This window comes from Mesorhizobium sp. M7A.F.Ca.CA.004.04.2.1 (genome assembly GCF_004022825.1).
Lineage (GTDB): Bacteria > Pseudomonadota > Alphaproteobacteria > Rhizobiales > Rhizobiaceae > Mesorhizobium.
In genome coordinates this window covers 1-2038 of sequence record NZ_RZPH01001037.1, presented here as the reverse complement: position 1 = coordinate 2038, position 2038 = coordinate 1, and the positions used below count along the sequence as shown (strand labels likewise).

At 64.6% G+C, this 2038-nt stretch carries 2 protein-coding genes; one reads left to right on the top strand and one right to left on the bottom strand.

Going from position 1 to position 2038, the window contains the following annotated elements:
• Nucleotides 1-43 precede the first annotated feature (43 nt).
• Entirely contained in the window at nt 44-1561 is a 1518-nt protein-coding gene (locus EN893_RS30895) for an MFS transporter (RefSeq protein WP_127267441.1), read from the top strand.
• A gap of 62 nt (nt 1562-1623) precedes the next feature.
• Here the strand turns inward: EN893_RS30895 and EN893_RS30890 are convergent.
• Nucleotides 1624-2038: aminotransferase class I/II-fold pyridoxal phosphate-dependent enzyme (locus EN893_RS30890; protein ID WP_128362054.1), on the bottom strand; the 415-nt coding region annotated here is incomplete at its 5' end.

Genomic DNA, 2038 nt, shown 5'->3' with positions numbered 1-2038 from the left:
CTGTAGCACCTGCATGGCCTCTAACTCACGTCTGGATATAGCCATGTCAAAGCACCGTCTGCCCCTGGTCGCCGCTATCTATCTTGGTTCGTTCGTGGCTCTGCTCGACGTCAGCATCGTCAATGTCGCGCTGCCGACCATCCAGCAGGCGTTGCAAACCGATTTCGGCGGCCTGCAATGGGTGGTCGACTCCTACACGCTGTGCCTGTCCGCCTTCATGCTGTCGTCCGGCCTGATCGGCGATCGCTATGGCCGCAAGCGCTCGTGGCTGGCCGGCGTCGGCATCTTCGTGGCCGGTTCGCTGATCTGCGCCGTCGCGCCCAATCTGCCGGTTCTGCTGGCCGGCCGGGTGGTACAGGGCATCGCCGGCTCGCTGCTCATTCCAGGCGCGCTGTCGATCCTGACGCAGGCCTTTCCCGATGCGCGCCAGCGCGCTGGCGTCATTGGCGGCTGGGCGTCGTTCGCCGCCATCTCTCTGCTCGTTGGTCCCGTCCTCGGTGGCATCCTGGTCGAGACCGTCGGCTGGCAAAGCATCTTCTTGATCAACCTGCCGCTGGGCTTGATCACGATCGCGCTCGGTGCTGTTTCGATCAACGAGACGGCGCATCCCGAACATGCCCATCTCGACCTCGTCGGCCTGGCTCTCAGCATCCTTTGGCTGGGGGCGCTGACCTTCGGCCTGATCTCGGCCGGCGAGAATGGCTGGGGCGAGCCAAGGACGGTCGCGGCGCTGGTCGCCGGCGTCGTCGGTCTGGCTGCTTTCCTCGGCTTCGAGGCGCGCACTGCACGCCCGATGCTGCCGCTTGGCCTGTTCCGCGATGTCCGCTTCGCCGTCGCCAATGTCGCTTCGTTCGCGCTCGGCTTCACCTCCTATTCCAGCGTCTTCTTCTTCTCGATGTTCCTGCAGCAGGTGCAGGGCTGGTCGCCGACGCAGACCGGCCTGCGCATGGCGCCGGCCTTCATCGTCCAGATCGTGGTGTCGCCATGGATCGGCAGGCTGAGCGCGCGCTATGGTCACTCCGCGCTGATGACCATCGGCTATGTTGCTATCGGCCTGTCCATGCTCGGCATGTGCTGGGCCGGCCCTTCGACGCCCTATGCGATGCTGTGCCTTCTGTTCGCCATTGGCGGCCTCGGCAATGCGCTTGCAATCCCGACCGGCAGCGCTGCCGCCATGTCCTATGCGCCGCGCGAACGCTCGGGCATGGTGTCGGCGGTCATCAATGCCACCCGCCAGAGCGGCCTTGCCATCGGCATCGCCTTGCTCGGCGCCTTGATGAGCATGCGGGCAACCAACCTTTTGACCGGGTATCTCGGCGATGCCGGTGTCGCCAACGCGGAAGCGGTCGCCCGTGCTGCGATTTCACGGCATGATTTCGCAACCGATGCGGCGATGGGCGAAAGCGGCGTGCATGAACTCTATGCTGCCGCCTATGCCGGCGGCTTCCACGCCGCGATGCTGACGGCAGCGATCGGCGCGTTCCTCACCGCCGCATTGCTGGTCGCCGTGCTGGCGCCGGCCGAGGCGCGCTCGGCCAAAGAGACCAAGCACGAGGCGTGAGGCTGACGGCCCATTAAAAAACCCGGCGGTGAAGCCGGGTTTTTGCATTCATAGTGCGTCGGTCAGGTCAGCGAAGCCGTAAAACGCTGGATGCGTGTGCAGGCTTCTTCCAGAAGCGTCTCCGAGGTCGCGTAGGAGATGCGGAAGTTGGGCCCGAGGCCGAAGGCCGAGCCGAACACCACCGCGACGCCCTCGGCTTCGAGCAGTTCCGAGCAGAAGGTCTCGTCGGTGTCGATCAGCCTGCCGGCCTTGGTCTTCTTGCCGATCAGCTGGGCGCAGGAAGGATAGACATAGAAGGCGCCTTCCGGCGACGGACAGGTGATGCCGCGTGCCTGGTTGAGCATCGACACGACAAGGTCGCGCCTGCCTTGAAAGATCGCCTTGTTTTTGGCGATGAAATCCTGCGGGCCATTCAGCGCCTCGACGGATGCCCATTGCGCAATGGTGCAGGCGCCCGATGTCTGCTGACCCTGGATC

Bases quoted from the DNA above. Each gene is read 5' to 3' on its own strand.
- EN893_RS30895 (WP_127267441.1), top strand. From the start codon at position 44: ATGTCAAAGCACCGTCTGCCCCTGGTCGCCGCTATCTATCTTGGTTCG.